Consider the following 25,641-nt stretch of genomic DNA (forward strand, 5'->3'; position numbering starts at 1 on the left):
CGGCAATCCTGACCGCTCAACGCCGGAACTGGGACAATACGGGGATATGAGCGAAGCAATTGCCCCCACCAAAACACCCAAAGTCGGATTCGTCAGCCTGGGATGCCCCAAGGCGCTGACCGATTCCGAGCTGATCCTCACGCAGCTGAGCGCCGAGGGTTACGAAACCTCCAAGACCTTCCAGGGTGCCGACCTGGTCATCGTCAACACCTGCGGCTTCATCGACGATGCCGTGAAAGAAAGCCTGGACACCATTGGCGAAGCCCTGGCCGAGAACGGCAAGGTCATCGTCACCGGCTGCCTGGGCGCCCGCACGGGTGACGATGGCGGCAACATGGTGCGCCAGATGCACCCCAGCGTGCTGGCCGTGACCGGGCCCCATGCCACGCAAGAGGTGATGGATGCGGTCCACCTGAACCTGCCCAAGCCCCACGACCCGTTCGTGGACCTGGTGCCCGGCAGCTTTGGCATCGCGGGCATCAAGCTCACGCCCAAGCACTACGCTTACCTCAAGATCAGCGAAGGCTGCAACCACCGTTGTACCTTCTGCATCATCCCGTCCATGCGCGGCGATCTGGTGTCGCGCCCCATTGGCGACGTGCTGAGCGAGGCCAAGGCCTTGTTTCAAGGTGGTGTGAAAGAGTTGCTGGTGATCAGCCAGGACACCTCGGCCTATGGCGTGGACGTGAAGTACCGCACGGGCTTCTGGGACGGAAAGCCCGTCAAGACCCGCATGCTGGAGCTGGTGCAGACGCTGGGCGAGATTGCCGAGCCCTATGGCGCCTGGGTGCGCCTGCACTATGTGTACCCGTACCCCAGCGTGGACGAAGTGATCCCACTCATGGCCACGGGCAAGGTGCTGCCGTACCTGGACGTGCCTTTCCAGCACAGCCACCCTGACGTATTGAAGCGCATGAAGCGCCCCGCCAGCGGCGAGCGCAACCTGGAGCGCATCCTGCGCTGGCGCGAAGCCTGCCCCGAGCTGGTCATCCGCAGCACCTTCATTGCGGGCTTTCCGGGCGAGACGGAGGAAGAGTTCCAGCACCTGCTCGACTTCGTGCGCGAGGCGCAGATTGACCGTGCGGGCTGCTTTGCCTACAGCGATGTGAATGGCGCTGCGGCCAACGAGCTGCCCGGCATGCTGCCGATGGAAGTGCGCGAAGAGCGCCGTGCCCGCTTCATGGCGGTGGCGGAAGAGGTCTCGATCGCCAGGCTGCAGCGCCGGGTGGGTGCCACCATGCAGGTGCTGGTGGACCATGCACCTGCCCTGGGCCGCAAAGGGGGTGTGGGCCGCACTTATGCGGATGCGCCCGAGATCGACGGCACCGTGCAGCTGCTGCCGCCCGAGAAGATCAGCAAGCAGCTCAAGGTGGGGGAGTTCACCAAGGCACGTATCGTGGGCGTGCAGGGGCACGACCTGGTGGCGCAACCTATCTGATTGCTATTTAATTCATAGCGTTGGATCCATGCAGCACTAGCGCATTGGCTCTGAATCATAAAAAAGGCTTCCCGAGGGAAGCCTTTTTCTTTGGGGGATCTCCTGTGAGGGAGAGAGGGCTGCGAGCCCTTGCCGCCCTTAGACGCGCTTGCGGTATTCGCCAGTGCGGGTGTCGATTTCGATCTTGTCGCCTTGGCTGACGAACAGGGGCACGGGCACTTCGAAGCCGGTGGCGATCTTGGCAGGCTTCATGACCTTGCCGGAGGTGTCGCCCTTGACGGCGGGTTCCGTCCAGGTGATTTCGCGCTCGACGCTGGTGGGCAGTTCGACCGAGATGGCCTTGCCGTCATAGAACACCACTTCCACGGTCATGCCGTCTTCCAGGTAGTTCAGCGAGTCGCCCATGTTTTCGGCTTCCACTTCGTACTGGTTGTACTCGGTGTCCATGCACACGTACATGGGGTCGGCAAAGTAGGAGTAGGTGCACTCTTTCTTGTCCAGGATCACGTTGTCGATCTTGTCGTCGGCCTTGAACACGACTTCGGTGCCGAAGTTGCCGATCAGGCTCTTGAGCTTCATGCGCACGGTGGCTGCACCGCGGCCGCCGCGGGCGTATTCGGTCTTCAGGACCACCATGGGGTCCTTGCCGTGCATGATGACGTTGCCGGCGCGGATTTCTTGAGCGATTTTCATAGCAAGTTGCTTGGGTTGGGGCCGCTCAACGCGCGGGCTGGCAAACCATCTGGTTTGCGCGCCGGTGCATGTTCTGCGGCGAAAGTGCGCGGGGAGCAGGCACTGACATGCCGCACCTGATTTGCGCAAAGCCTCGGATTTTACCGTTTTTCGGCGACAAAGCCCAAAAGTTGTGCGACGAGGTTGTCCTGCGTCAGCAGGCGCGCACGGGCAGCCTGGGTGCAGGCGGTCCACTCTGCCAGCGTGTTGTCGTCCGGCCATTGCAGCGGCGCGGCGTCCAGCCCGTTCCAGGTCGCGTGGAACTGCCGCAGTGACGCAGGGGCCTGCAGCCAGTCCAGAAAGGCCCAGAGCTTGTCGTGGTGGGCGTTGTCGTGCTGTGGGTAGATCTGCCAGACAAAGGCCTGACCCGCCCACAGCGCACGCACCAGCGAGTCCTCGCCCCGCACCGCATTGAAGTCGCAGGCCCACAGCATCTCATCAAACGCTGGCTGGGGGCGGTGGGGAAGGTAGGACAAGGACAGCAGTCCCCGCTGGTCATGCACTTGCGGACCTCCTTCGTTCCCGGAGGGCTCGGCCAGTGTCGCCCGCACAGCAGCAGCCGGGCGGCCAGGCGTGACCAGCAGCTCGGTGGGTTGCAGCGCACACTGTTGCAGCAGGTGGGCCAGCGCCGGGGGCTCGTAGCAGAACAGCGACACCCAGCGGCTACCCGGTATTTCTTCGCCCCTGCCAAACATGGCCCGGTGCTCCGTGCGCCAGGCGCTGCGGTCAAAAGCCTCGCGCCGCGCCATCAGATGGGGCTCGCGCAGGAGGCCGCCGGTGCCGGTGGTGAAGCCGGGGTAGAAAAACCAGCGCGTCCACCCCGATGCCGGGCCGGACAGGATGGGGGACGGCAGGCGGTGGGTGCGTGCGACGTAGGCCTCTGCAGACAGGTATTCCAGGTTGATCCAGACAGGTTTGGAGCGATTTTGGCCAGAAGCGCTAGTGGAATATGCGCTATACGCTATGAATTCAGGAGTAATATCGCAGCCGAAGGCCTCCACCATCACATCGGGTGGCGGCTCGTTGGGGCCCGGCGGCGGCGCGCCCCAGGGCCGCACCTCCACCCCGGGGCAGCCCCCAGGGGCCATCCATTGCAGCGCCGAGGCGTCGTCCACCCACAGGCGCACGCGGTGGCCCAGCGCGGCCAGCTGCGCGACCAGACGCCAGCACACGCCAATGTCGCCAAAGTTGTCGATCACGCGGCAGAACACATCCCACTGCAGGGGCTGGCGGTCGGGGGTCATGGTGTGGCAGGCTGGGTGCGCAAGTGGTCCACCAGCAGCCGGGCCACGGTGGAGAGGGATTCTTCCGACCGCACGCACAGCGACAGGCGGCGGTGGGCCCAGGGCTCGTTCAGGGTGACGGTGCGGATCTGCAGCGCGCCCTGGTACAGCCGCGCACTGCCGCGCGGCATCACGCCCACACCCAGGCCGGCGTTGACCATGAGGCACAGCGCGTCGTAGCTGGTGACCTGCATGCGCAGCCGAAGCGGCAGGCCAGCCTCGGCGGATGCGCGGGTGAGCTGGTTGTTGATGGCGCTGTTGGGGTGCGCGCCCACAAAGTCATAGGGCAGGGCGTCTGCCAGCCGCACGGACTTGCGCCGCGCCAGCGCATGGCCGGTGGGTACCACCAGCACCAGCTCGTCGGTGCGGTAGGGCAGCAGCGTCACCCGCTCGCCGTAGTGGCCTTCGTTCAGGATGCCCACGTCGGCCGCGTTCTCGGCCACGGAATGCGCAATCGCGCTGCTGATCTGCTCCTGCAGCCGCACATCCACCTGCGGGTGTTGTGCCAGAAAGCTCTGCAGTTCCCCCGGCAAAAACTGCGTGATGGCCGATATGTTGGCCACCACGCGCACGTGGCCGCGCACTCCGGTGCCATATTCGCGCATCTGGGTGGCGATGCCGTCCAGGTCATTGAGCACGCCGCGCGCCAGGTTCAGCAGGGCAAATGCGGCGGCCGTGGGCTCGGTGCCCTTGTTGCTGCGGGTGAACAGGGCCACATGCAACGCGTCTTCCAGGTCGGCCAAGCGGCGGCTCACGGCCGAGGCGGCCAAGTGCTCGCGCGCGGCGGCGGCAGCGATGGTGCTTTCTTCCATCACGGCCACAAACAGGCGCAGGGAGACGGGGTCGAGTTTCATGGGGGCCGATGGTAGCAAGCGCCGCAGCTGCCATGCCGGTTTGCGATGGCATCTTGTTGCTTGAGCGATTTACGGCCCCGCACACCCTGCGCATCATTCGCCCCGAGCCGCCCCGGCGTGGGGCTGGCCGCAGGAGATAACCCCACCCATGGATTCCATTGCTTCCCCCGCCGCGTTGCAAGGCGTGCGCGTCATCGAAATGGGCCAGCTCATTGCCGGGCCTTTCTGCGGCAAGACGCTGGGCGAGTTTGGCGCCGATGTGATCAAGATCGAGGCGCCCGAGACCGGCGACCCGCTGCGCAACTGGCGCCTGATCAAGGAAGGCACCTCCGTCTGGTGGCAGGTGCAGTCGCGCAACAAGCGCTCGGTGGCGCTGGATCTGCGGCAAAAGGAGGGGCAGGACATCGCTCGCCAGCTGATTGCAGAAGCCGATGTGCTGGTCGAAAACTTCCGCCCCGGCACGCTGGAAGGCTGGGGCATGTCGCCCGAGGAGCTGCACCATCTCAACCCCGGCCTCGTGATGCTGCGCATCTCTGGCTACGGCCAGACGGGGCCGTACCGCGACCTGCCAGGCTTTGGCGCCATCGGCGAAGCCATGGGCGGTCTGCGCCACCTGACGGGCGAGCCCGGCCGCGTGCCGGTGCGCGTCGGTGTCTCGATTGGCGACACGCTGGCGGCGCTGCACGGCACCATCGGCGTGCTCACGGCGCTGTACCACCGCAAGGTCAAAGGCGGCCAGGGCCAGGTGATTGACGTGGCGCTGCACGAGGCGGTGTTCAACGTGATGGAAAGCCTGATCCCCGAATACAGCGCCTTCGGGGCCGTGCGCGAGGCCGCAGGCAGTGCGCTGCCGGGCATTGCACCGAGCAACGCCTACCCCTGCACGGATGGCTGGGTGCTGGTGGCGGGCAATGGCGACAGCATCTTCAAGCGGTTGATGGACGCCATCGGCCGGCCCGACCTGGGCACTGCGCCGGACCTCGCCAACAACACCGGCCGCGTGGCGCGTGTGGAAGAGATCGACGCTGCGATTGGCGCCTGGAGCGCGCAGCGCACCGTGCAGCAGGTGCTGGATGCATTGGGCGCCGCCCGCGTGCCTGCGGGCAAGGTCTACACCGCCAAGGACATTGCCGAAGACCCGCACTACCGCGCCCGCGACATGCTGCTGACGCAGCAGACGCGCGACGGCTACAGCGTGGAGGTGCCCGGCATCGTGCCCAAGCTCTCGGCCACGCCGGGCAGCATCCGCAGCAGCGCGCCGCACCTGGGCGACGACACCGATGCGGTGCTGGCCGAGGCCGGGCTCACGGCCGAACAGATCGCGCTGCTGCGCAGCAAGGGGGTGATTCAATGAGTGCATCCAACACCGTGTGGCAGGGCGCAGGCCGCCGCATCCATATGCAGGAAGTCGGCCTGCGCGACGGCCTGCAGATGGAAAAGGCATTTGTGCCCACGGCCGACAAGATCGCGCTGTGCAACGCACTGTCGGCGGCGGGCCTGGCCAAGATCGAGGTGACTTCGTTCACCTCGCCCACGGCCATCCCTGCGCTCAAGGATGCCGAGATCGTGATGCGCGAGATCACGCGCCGCCCTGGCACGGTCTACACCGCGCTGGTGCCCAACCTGCGCGGTGCCGAGCGCGCCATCGAGTCGCGCACGGACGAGCTGAACCTGGTGATGTCGGTCAGCGCCACCCACAACCTGGCCAATCTGCGCATGACGCAGGAACAGTCGTTTGCGGCGTTGGCGCAGGTAGTGGCCCTGGCGCAGGGCGCCAACGTGGCGGTGAATGTGTCGCTGTCGTGTGTTTTTGGCTGCCCCATGGAAGGCGATGTGGCCGAGGCGGATGTGTTCGGCTGGGTGCAGCGTTTTGTGGATCGGGGCGTGCGTGGCATCACGCTGTGCGACACCACGGGCATGGCCTACGCCACGCAGGTGCACCAGCTCACCGCGGCAGCCCGCGCGCGCTGGCCGGGGGTGGAGTTCACCCTGCATTTCCACAACACGCGCGGCATGGGGCTGGCCAATGTGCTGGCGGCCATTGACGCAGGCGCAGACCGGTTCGATGCCTCGCTGGGCGGCCTGGGCGGCTGCCCCTATGCGCCGGGCGCCAGCGGCAATGTGTGCAGCGAGGAGATCGTGCATGCGCTGGTGCTGATGGGCTATGACACGGGGGTGGATCTGGCACAACTGTTGGCCGCTGCGCAGCAACTGCCTGCGTTGATTGGCCACGACATTCCCAGCCAGATCGCCAAGGCGGGCCCGCGCCTGGCGCTGCACCCGGTGCCTGCCGATTTCGAGGCGATCCGCGAAAGAGCGCTGGCCCGCTGAGCGCGGGTGAGCCTGCATTCACCCATAACACCAGGAGACAAAAGCCATGACATTTCAAACGACGCTGTCCCGCCGCATCTTTACCGCCGCCGTGCTGTGCTCCGCTGCACTGGCTGCGGGCGCGCAGGACAAATACCCCTCCAAGCCCATCACCGTGGTGGTGCCCCAGGCTGCGGGTGGCGCCAACGATGCCATTGCGCGCGTGGTGGCGCAAAAACTCAGCGAACAACTGGGCCAGAGCGTGATCGTGGACAACCGCCCTGGCGCGGGCGGCACGCTGGCCACCGGCACCACAGCCCGTGCACGCAACGATGGCTACACGCTGCTGCTCACGGCTGACAGCGCCCATGTGATCGGCCCTGCGCTGTACAAGAACCCGGGCTTTGACCCGGTGAAGGACTTTGCACCCGTGGCGCCCGTGGCCACGGCGGGCTATGTGCTGGTGGCGCATCCATCCTTCCCGGCCAACACCGTGGCCGAAATGGTGGCTTTGGCCAAGGCCAGCCCCGGAAAATATTCGATTGCCTCGGCGGGCAACGGAACGCTGAACCACCTGATTGGCGAGATGCTGCAAAAGGCGGCGGGCATCCAGCTGCAGCACATTCCGTACAAGGGTTCCGCCGCAGCCGCCACCGATGTGGTGGGCGGGCAAGTGCCGCTGTCGGTGCAAAGCCTGCCGTCGGCCATTGCGTTCATCAAGGCAGGCAAGCTCAAGGTGCTGGGTGTGGTCAATGAAAAGCGTGTGGCCGCGCTGCCCGATGCGCCCACCATTGGTGAGACGATCAAGGGCTTTGGCCAGGCGCCCTGGTATGCGCTGTTTGCCCCGGCTGGCACGCCCGCGCCCATCGTGGCGCAGTTGCAGGCCGAGGTGGCCCGTGCGCTGGAGCACAAGGACGTGGTGGACAAGCTGGCCACCGTGGGCTGCGAGCCCTTCAAGGGCACGGCAGCGCAGCTGGCGGCGCTGGTGCAGTCCGACCTGCCCAAGTGGAGCCGCGTGGTCAAGGACACGGGTGCCACGGTAGATTGAGCGGTGCACGACTGTCGAACCCTGCTGCCTTTTTGATATTCAGACCTTTCACAACAACGACAACGGAGACATCGCTTCCATGAAAACCACCCGCAAGCAGTTCACCACCCTCGCACTGGCCGCACTGGCCACTGGCTTTATTGGCCACGCAGCGGCACAGGGCGTTTACCCGTCCAAAAACGTGACCCTGGTGGTGCCCACCGCCGCAGGCGGCACCACCGACCTGTCGGCCCGCATGCTGGCGCAGGCGCTTGCGCCGGTGCTGGGCCAGTCGGTCATCGTGGACAACAAGGGCGGGGGCAACGGCAACATTGCTGCCAGCGCCGTCAAGCGGGCCGAGGCCGATGGCTACACGCTGCTGATGCAGTACTCGGGCTACCACGTCATCTCGCCCCACATCACCAAACAAAAGCAGTGGGAGCAGAGCGACTTCCAGCCTGTGGCCAATGTCATCTCGGCTCCGCAGATCATCGTGGTGCGCAACGACCTGCCGGTGAAGACGCTGGCTGAACTCATCGCTTATGCCAAGGCCAATCCCGGCAAGCTCAACTACGCCTCGTCGGGCAATGGATCGTTGCAGCATGTCACGGGTGCCATGCTGGAGCAGCAAGGCGCCATCAAGATGGTCCACGTGCCCTACAAAGGCACGGGCCCCGCGCTGCAGGACCTGCTGGGCGGCCAGGTGGACCTGACCTTTGGCACCGCGCCGCCGTTCATGCCCCACATCGCCAGCGGCAAATTACGCGTGCTGGCCGTGACGGGCAAACAGCGCCTGCCCAGCCTGCCCGATGTGCCCACCACAGTCGAGGCGGGCTACCCCAAGGTCGATGCCACCTCGTGGTTTGCGGTGTTTGCCCCCGCCGCCGTGCCCAAGACCGTGGTGGACAAGCTCACGGCCGACATCCGCACCGTGGTGCAGAACCCGGCCTTCCAGCAAAAGGCGCAAGAGCAGGGCGCCACGGCGGACTACCAGACCCCTGCGCAGCTGGGTGACAAGGTGAAGGCCGATCTGGCCAACTGGGCGCAGGTGGTGAAGACCTCGAAGATCGAGGCGGAGTGATTCGGGTGTTTTGATGAAAATGGCCGCTGGCGCTTGATGGATAAGCGCTAGCAGCTATTTATTTGATAGTGAATGGGGCGGGCTGCGCACGGGGCCACAATACGCGCCATGTCTGATGTGCATTCCGAAGAACTCCTGGCGCAGGTGGCTGCGCTGCCAGCGCTGCCGGGCGTGTACCGCTATTTCGACGCGCAGGATGCCCTGCTGTACGTGGGCAAGGCGCTCAACCTCAAGCGCCGGGTGTCCAGCTACTTCCAGAAGAACCATGGCGGCACACGCATCGGCCACATGGTCAGCAAGATCGTGCGCATGGAGACCACGGTGGTGCGCTCCGAAGCCGAGGCGCTGCTGCTGGAAAACAACCTCATCAAGACGTTGAACCCCAAGTTCAACATCCTGTTCCGAGACGATAAGAGCTACCCCTATCTCAAGATCACCGGCACGCCGGGCGCCCACACGCGGGGTGATGCGCCGGGCCAGGTGTTTCCGCGCATGGCGTACTACCGGGGCTCGGTCGATAAAAAACACCGGTACTTTGGCCCGTACCCCAGCGCCTGGGCGGTGAAGGAAACCATCCAGCTGCTGCAAAAGGTGTTCCGGCTGCGCACATGCGAAGACACTGTGTTTGCCAACCGCACACGGCCCTGCCTGCTGTACCAGATCAAGCGCTGCACCGGGCCCTGTGTGGACCTGATTTCGCCCGAGGCCTATGCGGCTGACGTGCAGCACGCCGAGGCGTTGCTGCGCGGCGAGACGCAGGAGGTGTTGCAAGCCATGGAGGCGCGGATGATGGCGCACTCGGACAAGCTGGAGTTTGAGCAGGCCGCCGAGGTGCGCAACCAGATCCAGGCGCTGTCGCGCGTGCTGCACCAGCAGTCCATAGAGACGGTGGATGACAAGGATGTGGACATCCTGGCGGTGCGCGTGCAAGGTGGCCGCGCCTGCGTGAACCTGGCCATGGTGCGCGGTGGCCGCCACCTGGGCGACCGGCCGTACTTTCCGGTGCATGTCGAGGACGCTGCGGCGGTGTTCGAAGAAGAGGGCGGGGACGGTGCGGATGAAACGGTGGCCACCCCGTCTCGTCCGGTTCGCCCCGTGGAGGCCCTGGTGCTGGAGGCCTTCATTGCCCAGCACTACATCGGTGTGCCTGTGCCACCGCTGCTGGTGACCAGTGTGCCGGTGGACAAGGCCTTGCTGGACGCGCTGACCGAACAAAGTGGCTTGCGCGTGAACGCTATCCACCAGCCGCGCGAACAGCGCCGCGCGTGGCTGGACATGGCGCAGAAAAACGCCGACCTGCAACTGGCCCGCCTGCTGGCCGAGGAGGGCTCGCAGCAGGCCCGCACGCGGGCGCTGGCCGAGGCGCTGGATCTGCCGCCCGAAGACCTGGACCAGCTCACCATCGAGTGCTTTGACATCTCGCACACGGCGGGTGAATCCACCCAGGCGTCGTGTGTGGTGTTTCACCACCACAAGATGCAGAGCAGCGAATACCGCCGCTACAAGATCGAAGGCATCACCGGCGGCGACGACTATGCCGCCATGCGCCAGGTGCTCACGCGCCGCTACAGCAAGGTGGTGGAGGCGCAGCGCGAGGAGGGCGGCATCGACTATGCGCAATCGCCCGAGGCGCAAGCCGCAGCCCGGCCCAAGGGCCAGGCGCGTTTGCCCGACCTGGTGCTCATCGACGGCGGCAAGGGGCAGGTGGGCGTGGCGCGTGAGGTGTTCACGGCACTGGGGCTGGACCTGACCCGCATCGTGGGGGTCGAGAAGGGCGAGGGCCGCAAGGTGGGCCTGGAAGAGCTGGTGTTTGCCGACGGGCGCGAAAAGGTCTACCTGGGCAAGGATTCGGCCGCGCTGATGCTGGTGGCGCAGATCCGCGATGAGGCGCACCGCTTTGCCATCACCGGCATGCGCGCGGCACGGGCCAAGGTGCGCGTGGGGGGCGGGCAACTGGAAGAAATTGCGGGGGTGGGGCCCAAGAAGCGAGCGCGCCTGTTGCAACGTTTTGGCGGGGTGCGTGGGGTGGCATCCGCGAGCGTGGAGGACCTGGCCACCGTGGATGGCATCTCGCATGAATTGGCAGAAGAAATTTACAAGGCATTGAGATAAGCCCCATGTGCCGTTCCACGGCCGCGCCGTGACACAATCGCCGCCATGTTCTGGACTATCCCCACCTTGATGACCTGGACGCGCATCGTCGCGATACCTTTGATCGTGGGGGTGTTCTACGCACCGCTGGACCCGGCCACGCGCAATCTCATCGCCACCGTGATGTTCGTGGTGTTCGCGGCCACCGACTGGCTGGACGGCTACCTGGCCCGCAAGCTCAACCAGACCTCGTCCTTCGGGGCTTTCCTGGACCCGGTGGCCGACAAGTTTCTGGTGTGTGCGTCGCTCCTGGTGCTGGTGCACCTGCAACGTGCCGACGTGTTTGTGGCCCTCATCATCATCGGCCGCGAGATCGCGATCTCGGCCCTGCGCGAGTGGATGGCGCAGATCGGCGCCAGCAAGAGCGTGGCCGTGCACATGATCGGCAAGGTCAAGACCACGGTGCAGATGCTGGCCATCCCCTTTCTGCTGTACGACGGGCGCCTGTTTGGCGTGATCGATACCGGCGTGTGGGGCACCTGGCTCATCTGGGCCTCGGCGGTGCTCACTGTCTGGTCGATGGTGTACTACCTGCAGAAGGCGTTGCCCGAGATCCGGGCGCGCGTCAAATAGTTTTCAAGTCTTTGATGCCTGGATCGCTTGATATATAAGCGCAGGCAGCTATATTTTCAGGAGCATCTGAATGGCGAAGCATCGCATTGCAGTCATTGCCGGTGACGGCATTGGCAAAGAGGTCATGCCCGAGGGCCTCCGCGTTCTGGACGAGGCCGCCCGCAAGTTTGGCATTGACCTGCATTTCGACCACTTCGACTTTTCGAGCTGGGACTACTACGAAAAGCACGGCAAGATGCTGCCCGACAACTGGAAGGACCAGATCGGCGGCCATGAGGCCATTTACTTCGGCGCGGTGGGCTGGCCCGACAAGATCGCCGACCATATCTCGCTCTGGGGCTCGCTGCTGCTGTTCCGCCGCGAGTTTGATCAGTACATCAACCTTCGGCCCGCGCGCCTCATGCCGGGCGTGATCGCCCCTGTGGTGCGCCGTGATGGCAGCCCGCGCCTGCCCGGCGAGATCGACATGCTGATCGTGCGCGAGAACACCGAAGGCGAATACTCCAGCATCGGTGGTCGCATGTACGAAGGCACTCCGCGCGAGATCGTGATGCAGGAGACAGTGATGTCGCGCCACGGCGTGGACCGCGTGCTGAAGTTTGCGTTTGAACTGGCCCAGTCGCGCCCCAAGAAGCACCTGACCAGCGCCACCAAGTCCAACGGCATCGCCATCACCATGCCCTACTGGGACGAGCGCGTGGCCGAGATGGCCAAGGCCTACCCCGATGTGGCGGTGGACAAGTTCCACATCGACATCCTCACCGCCCACTTCGTGCAGCGGCCCGACTTCTTTGATGTGGTGGTTGCCAGCAACCTGTTCGGCGACATCCTCTCGGACCTGGGACCTGCGTGCACCGGTACCATCGGCATCGCGCCCAGCGCCAACCTCAACCCCACGCGCACCATGCCGTCGCTGTTTGAGCCGGTGCATGGCTCGGCGCCCGACATCGCGGGCAAGGGCATCGCCAACCCCATCGGGCAGATCTGGTGCGGCGCAATGATGCTGGACTTCCTGGGTTATCGCGCCGCGCACGACGCCGTTCTGGCCGCTATCGAAGCCGTGTTGCAACCTGGCAGTGGTGCTCCGCGCACCCCGGACCTGGGCGGCACGGGCAGCACGCAGGATGTGGGCAAAGCCATCGCTCAGGCACTCGCTGCTCGTTGAGTACGGCTGGCTGCGGGGTGTCAATACGGAGTGCTGCCGATACGGCGTGTTTGAGACAAAAACCCCCGCCAAGCCCTGTCGCAGCGTGAAATACGACTAGAATTCAAAACAACGCTGACGCAAAACAGCGTGTTGTATTGACACTCTGAAACTCGATGGCTTTAATCTGATGCAGCAGCCACTGCTGTGTATGCCAGTCATTCCCCCGCCTGTTCTCCACCAGCCCACGGCTGTGCTTTCAGGCGTGTGAAGACCAGATATCCTCGAGACATTCCATTAACTCTTTTCCGAGAGGCTTCTTGTGAACAAAACCGAATTGATTGAGCACATCGCTACCAACGCCGACATCTCCAAGGCCGCTGCTGCGCGTGCCCTGGAATCCACGATCGAGGCTGTCAAGAAGACTCTCAAGAAGGGCGGCACCGTGTCGCTCGTCGGTTTCGGTACCTTCGCTGTGGGCAAGCGTGCTGCCCGTACCGGTCGCAATCCCCGTACCGGCGCTACGATTAAAATCAAAGCTGCTAAAGTTCCGAAGTTCCGTCCTGGCAAGGCATTGAAAGATGCCTTGAACTGAGGATCAGTTTAGGTGGGGTCCTTAGCTCAGTTGGTAGAGCGGCTCCTTTACACGGAGTAGGTCGGCGGTTCGAGACCGTCAGGACCCACCATCACCGAACAAAGGCGAACGCAAGTTCGCCTTTTGTTTTTTGCCTTCTGAAAGATCGACCATGTTTGAATCCATCCGCAAGCACTCCAAGATCGTGATGATCTTCTTGTTCTTGCTGATCATTCCTTCGTTTGTGCTGGTAGGCATCGACCGCAACTATTTCTCTGAAAAGAGCCCTGTGGTAGCCCGTGTCGATGGCAACAACATCAACCAGACGGACTGGGACAATGCCCATCGCATGGAGACAGACCGCATTCGCGCCCAGTCTCCCTCGGTCGATCCCAAGTTGCTGGACTCTCCCAGCGCCCGGTATGCCACGCTGGAGCGCCTGGTGCGTGACCGTGTGCTGGCGGCCGCCGCTCAAAAGATGCACCTCGTGACCAGCGATGCGCGCCTGGCCCGCAGCCTGCAGGAGATTCCCGCCATTGCGGGACTCAAGCGCCCGGACGGTACGCTGGACGCCGATGCCTATCGCGCACTGGTCGCTGCTCAAGGCCTGACACCCGAAGGTTTCGAAGCCAATGTGCGCCGTGACATCTCGGTGAACCAAGTGATGGGTGGCGTGATGAGCTCCGCGTTTGGCTCTGATGCGCAGGTCAAACTTGCGCTCGACGCTTTGTACGAGCGCCGCGAGATCCAGGTGGCCCGATTCAACGCTGCCGACTTCGCCAGCAAAGTCACCCCGGCAGATGCAGACCTGGAGGCCTACTACAAGGCCCATCCCGCCCTGTTCCAGCAACTGGAACAGGCAGCCATCGAATACGTGGTGCTGGATCTCGACAGCGTGCGGGCGTCCATCACCCTGGGTGAAGACGACCTGCGTACTTACTACAAAGAGAATGTGGCTCGCATGACGGCGAAGGAAGAGCGCCGCGCCAGCCACATCCTGGTAAACGCTCCCAAGGATGCATCCGCTGCGGACCGCGAGAAGGCCAAGGCCCGTGCCACTGAACTGCTGGCCCAGGTGCGCAAGGCTCCCGGCAGCTTTGCTGATGTGGCCAAGAAATCCTCTGACGACAAGGGCTCGGCCGTTGCGGGCGGAGACCTGAACTTCTTTGCCCGGGGTGCGATGGTCAAGCCCTTTGAAGAAGCTGCGTTTGCGCTGAAAAAGGGCGAAATCAGTGATCTGGTGGAAACCGAGTTTGGTTATCACATCATCCAGCTCACCGACATCAAGACACCCCGCCAGCCCAGCTTTGAAGAGCTGCGCCCCACCATGGAAGCAGAGCTCAAGCAGCAGCAGGCGCAGCGCAAGTTTGCCGAGGTGGCAGAGTCCTTCACCAACGGTGTGTATGAGCAGGCAGACAGCCTCCAGCCCGTGGCCGACAAGCTCAAGCTGAAGATCCAGACTGCCAAGGGCGTAACCCGGACACCTGCCGCAGGTGCCAAGAGCCCTCTGGCCAACGCCAAGTTCCTCGAAGCACTTTTTGCTACCGACTCGCTGCAAAACAAGCGCAACACCGAGGCGGTGGAAGTGGGCCCCAGCCAGATGGCCGCTGGTCGTGTGACCACCTACACCCCTGCATTGACACTGCCCTATGACGAAGTGAAGGCCCGTGTTCGCACCTTGTATGTGGCTGAGAAATCTGCCGAACTCGCACGCAAGGAAGGCGAGGCCAAGCTCAATGCATGGAAGGCTGCCCCGTCTTCTGCCACAGGCTTGGCCGCAGCGACCGAAGTCTCCCGCGAACAGACCCAGAACCTGCCGCGTGCCCTGATCGACGCCGCGCTGCGGGCCCCCTCCGAAGCGCTGCCAGGCTGGACGGGGGTGGATTTGGGCGCTGCGGGTTATGCCGTGGTCAAGGTCAACCGCGTCGTGCCGCGCCAGGCACCGGACGCGCAGCGTGCGCAGCAGGAGCGCCAACAATACGTGCAGTGGTTGGCCACGGCCGAAGGGCTGGCGTACTATGAACTGCTCAAGCAGCGCTTCAAGGTGCAGATCAAGGCACCGCGTCCTGAGGCGGCGGCAACAGTGACTGCAGAAAATTAAGCGATTTGATGTCCGGGACCAAAATCCCGGGCTATAATGCAAAGCTACGGTGGCTGTAGCTCAGTTGGTAGAGTCCAGGATTGTGATTCCTGTTGTCGTGGGTTCGAGCCCCATCAGCCACCCCAAAATAGCAAAGCGCTGCAGCAGAAATGTTGCAGTGCTTTTTGCTTTGGGGCTGTATGGAATCTCGCCTTGCGCATGCCCCCCTGTGCAGCGTTGCGCGTCAAGGGGGTCTTCTCACCATCAAAGCCCCGCCTTTCGCTCACCACGGCCCCACACGGCGCATACTGCATGCTCCACTTTTTGGGAGTTTCTGATGAGCCTTGTGATTCGCGACGCGTCGCCCAGTGAAAAGCGCGGCAACGCCATGTCTGCGGCCTTGGCCAAAGAGCAACTTCAATACGCGGTCCAGATCGTGCGCGACGTGTTGCCGCAGAGCGCTGGCGATGCGGCATTGATCGGCGCCGTGGTGCAGGCCATTGCCATGAATTACGCCGCTGTGCCGCAGCCCAATCGTTAGGGTTGGGGCTGTACGCAACGAGGTGCTTGATCCACATCCGTCATCCAGCCCGCGCGCGCATTGCTTGGCTGTTCCACACTCGTCAGAATGGATCGATTGGTATGAGTGGGGAGATTGAAAGCTGCCAGCTGGGCGGCTGGCCTGCCCGGAGGGACTCGAACCCCCGACCTATAGCTTAGAAGGCTATTGCTCTATCCAGTTGAGCTACGGGCAGATGGATGTTGGCCGGCTGTGTGGCCGGACGGGCTTGCGGAGTGTCCGCATCTGCGTAACGCAGGACGCCAATCATACCCGCCCTGGCCCCGGCTCTTGGCGCTGCCGCAGGGGCGATTTTGCTGCTGGGATGGTGATGCGGTTATAACCGGGCCATCCCCCTTGACTGCCTGCCTCACTGGAGCTTTTGTCCATGCCACACAGCGTCACGCTGATCCACACCATTGCTGCCGCTTTGGGCCTGGCGTTGGTGCTGGGCTTTCTGGCCGCCCGTCTGCGGCTGCCAGCATTGGTGGGGTACTTGCTGGCAGGGGTGGCCATCGGCCCGTTCACTCCCGGTTTTGTCGCAGATGCGGCCCTGGCCAGCCAGCTGGCGGAGATCGGTGTGATGCTGCTGATGTTTGGCGTGGGCCTGCATTTTTCGTGGGGCGACCTGCTGGCCGTGCGCAAGATTGCCGTGCCGGGTGCTGTGGTGCAGATGATCGTGGCGACCTCGCTGGGTATGGCGTTGGCCCTTTGGTGGGGCTGGGGCATGGGTGGTGCCCTGGTTTTTGGTCTGGCACTGTCGGTGGCCAGCACGGTAGTGCTGTTGCGTGCGCTGGAGACCCTGGGGATTCTGGACAGCTACACCGGACGCATCGCAGTGGGCTGGCTGGTGGTGGAGGATCTCGCCATGGTGCTGGTATTAGTGCTGCTACCCCCGCTGGGGGGATGGCTGGGAGGCGGCACCGGGGCCGACCTGGATGCTGCGCAGCTCTTGCGCACGCTGGGCTGGACCCTGCTGCAGGTCGGCGCGTTTGTGGTGCTGATGCTGCTGGTCGGGCGCCGGCTGTTTCCCTGGTTGTTATGGCAGGTGGCTCGCACAGGCTCGCGTGAGTTGTTCACGCTGTGCGTGGTGGCCGCAGCGGTGGGCATTGCGTTCGGGTCGGCTGCGTTGTTTGGCGTGTCGTTTGCGCTCGGGGCCTTCTTTGCCGGCATGGTGATGCGCGAGTCCGAGTTCAGCCACCGCGCTGCGCATGAGTCGCTGCCTTTGCGCGATGCCTTTGCCGTACTCTTTTTCGTGTCGGTCGGCATGCTCTTCAACCCCGCCGTCTTGTGGGAGCGCCCACTGCAAGTGTTGGCAGTGGTCGCCATCATCATGCTGGGCAAGACGGTGGCCGCTGCGGGCCTGGTGCTGGCGTTCCGTTACCCGCTCAACACAGCGCTCACCGTATCGGCCAGCCTCGCGCAGATAGGTGAGTTCTCGTTCATTCTGGTCGCACTGGGTTCTTCGTTGGGACTGCTGCCGCCCGAGGGGGCCAGCTTGGTATTGGCGGGGGCCCTGTTCTCCATGGCGCTCAACCCGTTGTTGTTCCATGCCATTGCGCCGTTGCAGGGCTGGCTGCGTGCCCGATCGGCGCTTGCGCGGCGACTCGAGCAGCGGGATGACCCTTTGGCCGAACTGCCCACCAGCACCGATTCGCGTTACCTCGCGCGGCAGGTGGTTCTGGTGGGGTACGGCCGGGTAGGGCGGCGTGTGGCGGCAACGCTGGCGGCCAACGATATTCCGTTTGTGGTGGCGGAGCAGAACCGGGAGCTGGTGGAAGCCTTGCGGGCCGATGGCGTGGCCGCCGTGTTTGGTGATGCGGTGGAGCCTGCCGTGCTGATCCAGGCCCACATTGCGCGTGCCGCCATGCTGGTGGTGGCCACCCCGGACGCGCTGCAGGTGCGCCAGATGATCGAGACGGCGCAGACCCTGAACCCTGGCATCGACATCGTGGTGCGCAGCCACAACGAGGACGAGGCCCAGCGGCTGGTGCAGGAATACAGCCATGCCCAGGTGTTCCTGGCAGAAGATGCCTTGGCACAGGCCATGGCACGCCGTGTGCTGGAGCGTGCCCGGGACCGCCAGACCCGCGCCACGCGGCCTGCGCCACTGCATGGACCGGCATGATTTGAAAGAAATCTGCCTGTAGCGCTAGAAGAATATGCCTAAATAGCTATTGAATTGATAGCGAAATTGCGACCGCGGCCACAGTCACAGCGCAGCATCCGGGCGGCGTCCTCACGGAGCGTCCCATCTGACCCCGCCAAGAACGCAGACCTCAGCCTCGCGCCATGCAGCGACCTGCCGCAAGGCACGGATCAATCTGTTTCTTCAAACACCAGAGATGGCACGGCCATCACGCGGGCGCTTTGGCCCAGGTCCTGGATCAGGTGGTTGGCAAAGTAGCTGTTCTGCGTGTCGGGCTCCAGCGCTGCCACGGCCAGATTGGCACGCGGCTGGTTCAGGGGCACATAGAAGCTGCCAGCAGGTGCATCAATGGCGCTGCGTACGGCAGACACTTGCACGCGCACGATGTCGCCACCACCGGCAATGGTGCCGATCACGTCCTGGCGGTTGCCGGTTTCGCGCGCCGTTTCGCGGTAGCTCTCGGCCAGGACAGAACCGGGCTCTGCCACCCGCATGACCTGGATGCCCAGCTGGCGCAGGCGTTCCACTGCACCGCTGGCGTCTGCCGACAGCCAATAGCCACAGGGCCGCGCACGCACCTTGGTGTTGCGCAGCGTCAGCGATGAGTTCCAGTCCACGCGAATGCTGCGATCGGCGCCGGTCTCGGGGTCCAGAAAATCCAGGTCGCGCTGGGTGGGCGTGGCCTCCGCTTCAATAACCACCTGGTCGCGGCAGGCCAGGGCGCTGACGTCGCGGGCCACGAACGAGCGTACCTGCTCCAGGTTGGCCGCCCGCTCGGCGGTGGTCCGCAGCGCGCTGGTGATGGCGGTGACCTGGGCATGCACGCGGCGCTGGATGTGCATTCGGCCAATGCCCACCCCACGGGTCTCGATCAGCAGGCTGACCGTGTTCTTGAGGCCATGGACGTTGCGCCCCGTGTCGGGCTGAGTGCCCCCCATGGAGATGCGCTTGTCCTGCAGGTTGGTCGAGGTGGTGTAGTACCAGTCACTCGTCAGGCCCTGGGCCTTGAGGGCCGCCACCATGGGCTGGTGAAACCATTCCTGCGATGCCTTGGTGAGGAACTCCGGATAGTTGGCAGTGGTGGTGTATTGCAGCAGTGCGTCGTAGCGCTGGATGGCGTTGAACTTCTGCAGGTAGCGGCCCACCACGGTGTATTCATGGGCGTCCACGACCAGGATGGGGCGGTAGTCGTTGATGACCTGCGCAATGGCGCGGGCCTCGGGCGTGTTGAGCAACAGGTGGTCGCGGTTCAGGTCCACGCCATTGGCGGTGACGCGGGTGCCCACCTCGGCGCCATCGGGGTTGGCGCGGGGCACCACCACCACGTTGATGCGGTCCAGCAGCGGCTCGAGCAGGCCCTGGGCAAGCTCACGGCTGATGACCAGCAGTGCCTCACTGCCTGCGGGTTCGTCGCCATGCTGCTGGCCGATCAGCACAACGGTGGGGCGGCCGCTCTTGTCCAGGCTGGCAGGGTCTGTGCCTGGGGCACGGGTAAGCAGCAGGCCCTGGATGGGCTCGCCGCGTTGCGAGGTGCCAATCTGCAGCAACTGCGCGCGTGTGCCGCCACGGGGCACGCCGTCGCTCAGCCCGCGCAGCCATTGGCCCAGCTCGGCATTGGTGGTGAAGGCCCTGCGGTCGGCACCCAGGCCGGGTGTGCTGTAGACCACAGAAGGGTTGGGGAACCGCGCGGCCACCGCATCGCCATAGGGCGGCGCCATGGGCGCTTCGTCGCGCACCAAGAGCGGCGCGGACGGGGGCAGGGGGCTGGCCACCACGGCAGCCCGTTGTGGCGGCAGCTGCGAGGGCGTCTGCTGTCCCAGCGGTGCGGGTACCACCGTACCTTGTTGTACGCGCGGCAGTGGCGCGGGGGCGCTGCGCTGCTGGGCCGTGGGGGTGGATGGCCAAGGGGGCAGCGGGGTGCTGCCGCAGGCTGTCAGCAGCAGTGCTGCCAGCGTGGCCGGGGCGGCCCAGCGCGCAATCCGTGGTTCAGGACGGGAAAGCGGGGCGGTATCGGCGCTGCGGCGCAGGAAATTGTGCTGGGTCATGGTGTGGGCTGCCAGAGAGAGCCCCTGTTGTGGGGCGAGTGGGGCGCTTTGTACGTGGATGTTACCTGCGCGCACCCGCCTCTCCTTGTCAGCGTACATCCCGTTGCAAACCCGTGGCGCCGTGGGCTGCCGCAGTGATCAGCGAGGGGCGTCGCTGGGCGCGGTGGCGTCGGTGGGCGGCGGCGAGATGCTCTGGGCCAGAGGAGAACTGGGTAGTTTCAGGCGCAGCAAGGCGCGCACAAAGCCGTGGTCCGAGCGCGTGCGGTCGCGTCCCTCATGCAGGTGGTCGTTGAAATAATCCACCCGGCGCACATCGCCCACGCTGTTGCGCCCATTGGGCAGGAACTCCTCGCTGACCAGGATCTGGTCCAGCACATAGGGCGCGCCCTGGTGGATGTGGGAGTAGGCCACGTCCTTTTTCAAGGCGAAATCGCCTTGCAGGTCGTACGCATTGAACAGGGCCACATCACGGGCGGACCGGTCGTAGGCAATGTCGGTGGTGGCGCAGATCAATTGCGTGGTCACGCTGTCGGGGGTGTCGTTGAAGTCGCCCAGCACCACCAGGGGCACGCTGGTGCGGTGCAGCAGGTCGATCACCAGGCACCGCAGCGCCATGGCCTCGGCGCCGCGCATGATCAGCGAGCGCAGCGATGCCAGTGCGACCACCTTGCGGTCGTCCCTGTCCTCCGTAGGCTGGCCCAATGCGTCCTGCAGAAATTTGGGGCGCTTGGATTTGAGGTGCGCGGTAAGGACGTTGAGGGTTTGGCCATGCTTCATCCGCAACGTGGCCACGAGGGGTGGGCGCTCGAAGCGCGTGTGTTGGCCAATGCCAGGTACATCCACCTGAAAGCCCGGTGGGAAGTCGGCAAAGGACTGCAATGCCTCGACCTTGAGCCGCGTGGCCAGGCCCACACGGGGCGTTCCCTGCGCGCCCTGTTGGGTGTCGTTGTTCTCGGCCCCTGGCACGGCGACAAAGTCGTAGCGCAAGCCACCCCGACCCAGTGCCCCTTTGAAGGCCGCGTCGTCCCAGACCTCCTGCACCGCCAGTACATCGGCGTTCAGTGCCCGAAAGCGCTCGCCCAGCCAGGTGATCTTGCGTTCAAACTCGGTCTGGCTGTAGGGGTCCTGGTTCTCGTAGAACAGGCGTCCCGGATTGGCCAGGTTGAGCACATTGCAAGTGGCCACCATGAGGGTGTCCAGCGGTTGGGGGAGTTCGTTGGGGCGCATGAAGGGCGTACAGCGTAGGCGCGGTCACGACGGCTGCACCCTGTATCAACTGGCCTGCAGCGCGCGGCCGGACAGCACTTGCAGCCCGGGTCGGCCCAACTGTACGGCACGGACGAGCGCACGGGCCACCTCCGCCCCGGGGCGGGCACGGTAGTTGGCGGGCAGGACCGGGTTCAGCCGCTGAAACAGTTTGAGCGACAGGGACTCTGCGGGCCGGTGGGCTTGTTGCAGCGCCCGGCGTTCGCCCATCAGCAGGGATGGGCGTGCAATGACCAGCGTCTCAAAACCCAGCTGCTGAAGGTCGCGCTCGACCTCGCCTTTGACGCGGTTGTAAAAGATGCGCGATTGCGCATTGGCCCCCATGGCGGTGACCACGCCACAGCGGGTGGCGCCCGCCGCGCGCGCTGCGCGGGCCGTGGCCATCACGGCGTCATAGTCCACCGCACGGAACGCGCTCTGGCTGCCGGCTGCAGCCATGGTGGTGCCCAGGGTGATGTAAACATCATCGACGTGCGGCAAGGCGGGCATCGCCGCAAAGTCCACCGCGTGCAGTTGCAGGCGGGGATGGTTCAGCGCTGGCGCACGCCGCCCTTTGGCGTGCAGCACATGGATGCTGGCGCCCGCTGCGTCTGTGGTGTTGGCAGGGGGCGCTTTGCGCGTCTCAGCGGTTAAAAGAGCCGCGAGGACCGCCTGGCCCACGAGGCCCGTTGCCCCGGCCACCACCGCCACCCGTGCCTGATCCGCCACCATAGCCGCCACCTCCAGAGTTGCGATACCCGCCACCGCCGCCGCCCCGGCGGCCGCGTTCAGCCATGCTGTCCACGCTGGTGCGCATGGGATCGGGCTGACCGCCCGCACCATGGCCCGAGCTGCGATGGCCTGGGTTGCTGTGACCCAGGTGTGTGCCCAGGTGCGCATTGGCGCGGGGGGGTTGTGCGTCATCGTAGCGATGACCACCGCCGCCTTCGGGGCGTGGGCCTCGGCTGCGCGCAGGTGCCTGGGCGGCGCCGTCACGGGCACCACCCCGGCCACCACCCTGGCCTCCGCGGCCGCCGCCGGCTGGACCCTGGGCGTTGCGTGGAGCTCCGCCGCCGGAACGGCCACCACCGCCACCACCGTTGCCTGCACGGGGGCCACGCTCCCCACCTTGGCCGCCACCCTGGCCTGCCTTGTTGGTGCGGATGCGTTCCATCATTTCGCTGCGCGCGGCCTTGGCGGCTGCCTGCATCACATCACGGCTCGGGGGCTTGCCTGCACCGCCCCAGATCGTCTGGCGGCCCATGGCGATGGGTTCCGCCTTCTCGCCGGGTTCTGGGCCAAAACCCTCGATCACCTGGACAGGAATCTGCTGCTTGGTAAAGCGCTCGATGTCCATCATGAAACCTTCTTCGTCCATGCAGACCAGGCTCACGGCTTCGCCCGTAGCGCCTGCACGGCCCGTGCGGCCGATGCGGTGCACATAGTCTTCCGAGACGTTGGGGATTTCGTAGTTGACGACGTGCGGCAGGTCATCGATGTCGATGCCACGTGCGGCAATGTCGGTGGCCACCAGGGCACGGATCTCGCCACTCTTGAAGCCCGCCAAGGCCTGCGTACGGGCACTCTGGCTCTTGTTGCCGTGCAAGGCCATGGCCTGCACACCGTTCTTGGTCAGGAACTCAGCCACGTTGTTGGCGCCGAACTTGGTGCGCGTGAACACCAGCACCTGGCTCCAGTTGTGTTGCTGGATGATGTGCAGCAGCACCTGCTTTTTCTTGCCGCGGCCCACAGGATGGATCACTTGCGAAATACGCTGCACCGTGGTGTTGCGCGGGGTGACCTGGATGCTTTGCGGGTTCTTGAGCAGGGTGTTGGCCAGCTCGCGGATCTCGTCGCTGAAGGTGGCCGAGAACAGCAGGCTTTGCTTGTCCTTGGGCACCAGGGCCAGCACCTTCTTCACGTCGTGGATGAAGCCCATGTCGAGCATGCGGTCGGCTTCGTCAAGCACCAGCACCTGCACGGTGGACAGGTCCAGGAAGCCCTGTTGCTGCAGGTCCAGCAGACGGCCAGGGGTGGCCACCAGGATGTCCACGCCGCGCTTGATGCGGTCGATCTGCGGGTTCATGCCCACACCACCGAAGACCACGGTGGAGTTGATGTCCAGGTACTTTCCGTATTCGCGCACCGATTCTTCGACCTGGGCCGCGAGCTCACGGGTAGGGGTCAGCACCAGGGCGCGGATGCCCTTGCCGCCAAACTTGTTCTTGGGTGCCGTGCCTTGCGAGAGGCGGTGCAGCATGGGCAGGGTGAACGCAGCGGTCTTGCCGGTGCCAGTCTGCGCGCCGGCCAGAAGGTCGTGGCCTTCCAGAACGGCGGGAATGGCCTGGGCCTGAATGGGCGTGGGGGTTTCATAGCCCGTTTCGTGCACGGCCTTCAGGATGGCGGGAGCCAGGTTCAGTTCGTCAAATGTCATGTCGTTGGATGCGCCCGTCCGGGGCGCTGGGTATCCGCCTGTCGTGCAACCGGGAGGTTGCTGAGCCAGTCTCAGGCTGATGAGGTTCAGGATTGGGAGCCCGGAAGCGTGGCTTCCTTCGTCCCCAGCAGTGTGCTGATGTGGCGGGCAACTGGAGCCCACAACGGGGGTATTGTCGCATGGACCGATAATCTAGGGTTTGAGAGCGCGTTCGGCGTCTTTTTGGAATGCTCCAAATGGCCCTCTGAACCTGCTCGGATGCAGACTTTCTGCCCACTTTCGCAAGCTAGAACCCTCCATGGCCCAATACGTTTATTCGATGAATCGCGTCTCCAAGACCGTGCCGCCCAAGCGGCAGATCTTGAAGGACATCTCCCTGAGCTTTTTCCCGGGCGCCAAGATTGGTGTGCTGGGTCTGAACGGCTCGGGCAAATCCACGCTGCTCAAGATCATGGCCGGCGTGGACAAGGAAATCGAAGGCGAAGCCATTCCGATGCCGGGCATCAAGATCGGCTATCTGCCCCAGGAGCCTCAGCTCAACTCGGAGCACACAGTCCGCGAAAGCGTGGAAGAGGCCATGGGCGAGGTGTTTGCCGCCAAGGCCAAGCTGGAAGAGGTGTACGCCGCCTACGCCGAGGCCGATGCAGACTTTGACGCACTGGCCGCTGAACAGGCTCGCCTGGAAGCCATCATTGCGACGGCGGGGACTGACTCCGAGCACCAGCTCGAAATCGCTGCTGATGCCCTGCGCCTGCCTCCTTGGGACGCCAAGGTCGGGCTGCTGTCTGGTGGCGAAAAGCGCCGCATTGCGCTGTGCCGCCTGCTGTTGTCCAAGCCCGACATGCTGCTGCTCGACGAACCCACCAACCACTTGGACGCTGAATCGGTGGACTGGCTGGAGCAGTTCCTGCACCGCTTTCCGGGCACCGTGGTGGCCATCACCCACGATCGCTACTTCCTCGATAACGCCGCGGAGTGGATTTTGGAACTGGACCGCGGCTACGGTCACCCCTACAAGGGCAACTACAGCACCTGGCTGGACCAGAAGCAGGCCCGTCTGGAATCTGAAAACAAGGGTGAGGAGGCACGCGCCAAGGCCCTGAAGAAGGAACTGGAATGGGTGCGCCAGAACGCCAAGGGCCGTCAGGCCAAGAGCAAGGCGCGTATCGCCCGTTTCGAGGAACTGAGCGACTACGAATACCAAAAGCGCAACGAAACCCAGGAAATCTTCATTCCTGTGGCCGAGCGCCTGGGCACCCAGGTCATTGAGTTCCACAACGTCACCAAGTCTTTCGGCGACCGTGTGCTCATCGACAACCTGTCCATGACCATCCCTGCGGGTGCCATCGTGGGCATCATCGGTCCGAACGGTGCCGGTAAATCGACCCTGTTCAAGCTCATCGCGGGCCGCGAGCAGCCGGACAGCGGTGAGGTGGTGATCGGCTCGACTGTGAAGATGGCCTTTGTGGACCAGCACCGCGATGCCCTGTCGGACGACAAGACCGTGTGGGAAGACATCTCCGGCGGCCTGGACATGATCAACATCGGCAAGTTCACCATGGCCAGCCGTGCTTACGCCGGGCGCTTCAACTTCAACGGTGGCGACCAGCAAAAGAAGGTGGGCATGCTGTCGGGCGGTGAGCGTGGCCGTCTGCACTTGGCCAAGACACTGATTGCTGGCGGCAACGTGCTGCTGCTGGACGAGCCTTCGAACGACCTGGACGTGGAAACCCTGCGCGCGCTGGAAGACGCTTTGCTCGAATACGCGGGCACAGTGTTGGTTATCAGCCACGATCGCTGGTTCCTGGACCGGATCGCCACGCACATTCTGGCCGCCGAAGGTGACAGCCAGTGGACGTTCTTTGACGGCAATTACCAGGAGTACGAGGCCGACAAGAAGAAGCGGCTGGGTGAGGAGGGTGCAAAGCCCAAGCGGATGCGTTTCAAGGCCCTCAAATAAAG

Annotated in this window: 20 protein-coding genes and 3 tRNA genes; 15 read left to right on the forward strand and 8 right to left on the reverse strand. The window is 64.3% G+C overall.

Features of this window, described 5'->3' with window-relative positions:
- Positions 1-46 precede the first annotated feature (46 nt).
- Positions 47-1,438: a 30S ribosomal protein S12 methylthiotransferase RimO gene (rimO, locus tag IB236_RS19045; RefSeq protein WP_192421821.1), complete on the forward strand. Its 1,392-nt coding sequence runs from the start codon at positions 47-49 to the stop codon at positions 1,436-1,438.
- Positions 1,439-1,576: 138 nt separating this feature from the next.
- On the opposite strand, the gene efp is transcribed toward rimO, so the two are convergent.
- From efp to IB236_RS19060, 3 genes are all read right to left on the reverse strand, one after another.
- Positions 1,577-2,131 (reverse strand): elongation factor P, encoded by a 555-nt coding sequence (gene efp, locus IB236_RS19050; RefSeq protein WP_008906801.1) that lies wholly within the window; start codon positions 2,129-2,131, stop codon positions 1,577-1,579.
- A 140-nt stretch (positions 2,132-2,271) separates the two neighbouring features.
- Positions 2,272-3,414, reverse strand: a complete 1,143-nt coding sequence (earP, locus tag IB236_RS19055; protein ID WP_192421822.1) for an elongation factor P maturation arginine rhamnosyltransferase EarP — start codon at positions 3,412-3,414, stop codon at positions 2,272-2,274.
- A complete protein-coding gene (locus IB236_RS19060) occupies positions 3,411-4,307 on the reverse strand; it encodes a LysR family transcriptional regulator (protein WP_056064190.1) in 897 nt (298 codons plus the stop codon). The genes earP and IB236_RS19060 overlap by 4 nt, the downstream gene beginning before the upstream one ends.
- A gap of 148 nt (positions 4,308-4,455) precedes the next feature.
- Between IB236_RS19060 and IB236_RS19065 the strand changes: the two genes are divergently transcribed.
- The 12 genes from IB236_RS19065 (at position 4,456) to IB236_RS19120 (ending at position 15,788) form a co-directional block, all read left to right on the forward strand.
- The gene (locus tag IB236_RS19065) at positions 4,456-5,661 is read left to right on the forward strand and encodes a CaiB/BaiF CoA-transferase family protein (RefSeq protein ID WP_192421823.1); all 1,206 of its coding nucleotides are present in this window, start codon (positions 4,456-4,458) and stop codon (positions 5,659-5,661) included.
- Positions 5,658-6,638 carry a hydroxymethylglutaryl-CoA lyase gene (locus IB236_RS19070; RefSeq protein ID WP_192421824.1) on the forward strand — a complete coding sequence of 327 codons (981 nt, stop codon included), beginning with the start codon at positions 5,658-5,660 and terminating at the stop codon, positions 6,636-6,638. Before IB236_RS19065 ends, IB236_RS19070 begins: the two co-directional genes overlap by 4 nt.
- A 46-nt stretch (positions 6,639-6,684) precedes the next feature.
- Complete coding sequence (locus tag IB236_RS19075) at positions 6,685-7,665, forward strand: tripartite tricarboxylate transporter substrate binding protein (RefSeq protein ID WP_192421825.1); 981 nt, start codon at positions 6,685-6,687, stop codon at positions 7,663-7,665.
- A 79-nt stretch (positions 7,666-7,744) separates the two neighbouring features.
- Positions 7,745-8,725, forward strand: a complete 981-nt coding sequence (locus tag IB236_RS19080; protein ID WP_192421826.1) for a tripartite tricarboxylate transporter substrate binding protein — start codon at positions 7,745-7,747, stop codon at positions 8,723-8,725.
- 108 nt (positions 8,726-8,833) lie between these two features.
- Positions 8,834-10,837 (forward strand): excinuclease ABC subunit UvrC, encoded by a 2,004-nt coding sequence (uvrC, locus tag IB236_RS19085; RefSeq protein ID WP_192421827.1) that lies wholly within the window; start codon positions 8,834-8,836, stop codon positions 10,835-10,837.
- Between the two features lie 45 nt (positions 10,838-10,882).
- Positions 10,883-11,449, forward strand: coding sequence for a CDP-diacylglycerol--glycerol-3-phosphate 3-phosphatidyltransferase (gene pgsA, locus IB236_RS19090; protein WP_026436902.1), 567 nt, complete (start codon positions 10,883-10,885; stop codon positions 11,447-11,449).
- A gap of 70 nt (positions 11,450-11,519) precedes the next feature.
- Positions 11,520-12,614 (forward strand): tartrate dehydrogenase, encoded by a 1,095-nt coding sequence (locus tag IB236_RS19095; RefSeq protein WP_192421828.1) that lies wholly within the window; start codon positions 11,520-11,522, stop codon positions 12,612-12,614.
- Between the two features lie 301 nt (positions 12,615-12,915).
- Entirely contained in the window at positions 12,916-13,188 is a 273-nt protein-coding gene (locus tag IB236_RS19100; RefSeq protein WP_008906675.1) for an HU family DNA-binding protein, read from the forward strand.
- Between the two features lie 15 nt (positions 13,189-13,203).
- Positions 13,204-13,279: transfer RNA gene (locus tag IB236_RS19105), tRNA-Val, on the forward strand.
- 60 nt (positions 13,280-13,339) lie between these two features.
- Positions 13,340-15,268, forward strand: coding sequence for a SurA N-terminal domain-containing protein (locus IB236_RS19110; RefSeq protein ID WP_192421829.1), 1,929 nt, complete (start codon positions 13,340-13,342; stop codon positions 15,266-15,268).
- A 49-nt stretch (positions 15,269-15,317) separates the two neighbouring features.
- A tRNA-His gene (locus IB236_RS19115) sits at positions 15,318-15,393 on the forward strand.
- A gap of 191 nt (positions 15,394-15,584) precedes the next feature.
- Positions 15,585-15,788: a hypothetical protein gene (locus IB236_RS19120; protein WP_056064167.1), complete on the forward strand. Its 204-nt coding sequence runs from the start codon at positions 15,585-15,587 to the stop codon at positions 15,786-15,788.
- A gap of 137 nt (positions 15,789-15,925) precedes the next feature.
- Here the strand turns inward: IB236_RS19120 and IB236_RS19125 are convergent.
- Positions 15,926-16,002: transfer RNA gene (locus IB236_RS19125), tRNA-Arg, on the reverse strand.
- A gap of 192 nt (positions 16,003-16,194) precedes the next feature.
- Between IB236_RS19125 and ybaL the strand changes: the two genes are divergently transcribed.
- The gene (gene ybaL, locus IB236_RS19130; RefSeq protein WP_192421830.1) at positions 16,195-17,934 is read left to right on the forward strand and encodes a YbaL family putative K(+) efflux transporter; all 1,740 of its coding nucleotides are present in this window, start codon (positions 16,195-16,197) and stop codon (positions 17,932-17,934) included.
- Between the two features lie 191 nt (positions 17,935-18,125).
- Here ybaL and IB236_RS19135 read toward each other — a convergent pair whose 3' ends face one another.
- The 4 genes from IB236_RS19135 to IB236_RS19150 all read right to left on the reverse strand — a co-directional run bounded on the left by IB236_RS19135 (position 18,126) and on the right by IB236_RS19150 (position 23,679).
- Entirely contained in the window at positions 18,126-20,000 is a 1,875-nt protein-coding gene (locus IB236_RS19135) for a M14 family metallopeptidase (RefSeq protein ID WP_192421831.1), read from the reverse strand.
- Positions 20,001-20,138: 138 nt separating this feature from the next.
- Positions 20,139-21,227, reverse strand: a complete 1,089-nt coding sequence (locus IB236_RS19140; protein WP_192421832.1) for an endonuclease/exonuclease/phosphatase family protein — start codon at positions 21,225-21,227, stop codon at positions 20,139-20,141.
- Between the two features lie 45 nt (positions 21,228-21,272).
- Entirely contained in the window at positions 21,273-21,833 is a 561-nt protein-coding gene (locus IB236_RS19145) for a nucleoside-diphosphate sugar epimerase (protein WP_370539932.1), read from the reverse strand.
- A 55-nt stretch (positions 21,834-21,888) separates the two neighbouring features.
- Complete coding sequence (locus IB236_RS19150; protein WP_192421834.1) at positions 21,889-23,679, reverse strand: DEAD/DEAH box helicase; 1,791 nt, start codon at positions 23,677-23,679, stop codon at positions 21,889-21,891.
- 298 nt (positions 23,680-23,977) lie between these two features.
- On the opposite strand from IB236_RS19150, the gene ettA reads away from it, so the two are divergent.
- Entirely contained in the window at positions 23,978-25,639 is a 1,662-nt protein-coding gene (ettA, locus tag IB236_RS19155; protein WP_056064117.1) for an energy-dependent translational throttle protein EttA, read from the forward strand.
- The last annotated feature ends 2 nt before the right edge of the window (positions 25,640-25,641 follow it).

The sequence above is a fragment of the Acidovorax sp. ACV02 genome, assembly GCF_014851475.1.
Lineage (GTDB): Bacteria > Pseudomonadota > Gammaproteobacteria > Burkholderiales > Burkholderiaceae_C > Acidovorax > Acidovorax delafieldii.